Source organism: Nostoc sp. 'Peltigera membranacea cyanobiont' 213, assembly GCF_002245975.1.
In the GTDB taxonomy this organism is placed as follows: Bacteria; Cyanobacteriota; Cyanobacteriia; order Cyanobacteriales; family Nostocaceae; genus Nostoc.
This window is the reverse complement of sequence record NZ_NOLI01000364.1, coordinates 1-1,276: the sequence shown is the minus strand read 5'-3', so window position 1 is coordinate 1,276 and position 1,276 is coordinate 1. Positions and strand designations below refer to the sequence as shown.

General features: G+C 41.1%; 2 protein-coding genes. One reads left to right on the top strand and one right to left on the bottom strand.

Annotation, left to right across the window (positions count from 1 at the left end; genetic code table 11):
• Positions 1-725 (bottom strand): tyrosine-type recombinase/integrase (locus CDG77_RS34970; protein WP_094333663.1); only part of this gene is annotated, 725 nt, incomplete at its 3' end.
• Positions 726-821: 96 nt separating this feature from the next.
• Here CDG77_RS34970 and CDG77_RS34965 point away from each other — a divergent pair.
• Positions 822-1,276, top strand: a 455-nt coding sequence (locus CDG77_RS34965; protein WP_143857181.1) for a double zinc ribbon domain-containing protein, incomplete at its 3' end; no start/stop codon positions are given.

Here is a 1,276-nt window from a genome sequence, read left to right as displayed (position 1 = left end):
AGGTCATGCAGTCGAATGCCAATCAAATCCTGGCTTTGCCCAATCGCTTCTTTCCAATTTGCATTCATAGCTCGATAACTAAGGGGCGTTATCACTTTAGTTGTCGGGTGTTGGGCTGTGAATAATGCTCTTGAATCTGCATGGCGATAATATAAAATATACTTATTTAAAGCAATCTCTGCATCTTCACTATAAAAACACCAACGTTGTTTGTTACCTTTACCCCCTACCTGAAACTTACGTTGCGGTTGATTTATCTGTGATAACTCCAATGTTAGTAATTCCCCAACTCTAGCTCCACTTCTATGCAATAACCGAGTAATCGCCTCTAGTCGGGAGTTAGCTTTTACGCTTGCATACATCATTTCTAGCTGCGATGGAGTCAGATAGCGGATTACTTCATCTGTCCTATGTTCTCCTCGTTCCCTTATAGGTTTTCGTAAACCCAAGCGACTGGCTGGGTTTGACTTGATGTAACCGGATTCTACAGCAAAATTGAACAGGGCACTGATTATTGCTTGGTGACGATTATGGGTGGTGTACCTTAATTCATCTAAGCTCTGGAAATAATTTTTTAGTAGCTGACGGTCTACTAATTCTACAGGTAATCTACCATATTCTTTAAGCAAAGGTAACAGCGTATGCTCGTAGGATTTAACTGTACTAGCTACTAATCCACTTCGTGATAAAAATGCTGTAGCAGTCTGTGCTAAAGTAATTGTCAACTTTTAACTCCTTACTATCTCGAAATTGGATATCGGATTCAATTAAACATACTTATATTCAAGCGCTAAGTATATACTTTATGACATACTTTGTTCATGGATAACACCCCTAAACCCCAAGAATCGCTGGCTCTATACGTCAAAAGAATACGCACCAGCTTGGGCATAAGTCAAACTGAACTTGCTCTCATTGCCGGAATTCATCTTCAAAGTCTGGGTAAGATTGAACGCGCTATGACTACCAAACTCAATAGCAAAAGTCAGCGTGGGTTAGCTTATGCATTGCAAATTCCAAGCGAGTATCTTGATGCTGCTGTTCGTGGTACACCGATAGGAGCGTCCGATTCCCTCAAATTCTGCCCTGACTGCTGGCAACCTGGTACTCCGCCAGAGGAAATTTGGTTATTAGTGCGATCGCAATGCTGTTTTCTTTGCGGTACTCGTTTACGCAATAGTTGTGCTAACTGCAACGAACCGATTACGTCTTTGAAGTTTCGTTTTTGTCCTTACTGTGGCAAGGCATACAAAGAATCAAATGATTCTGAATCTCA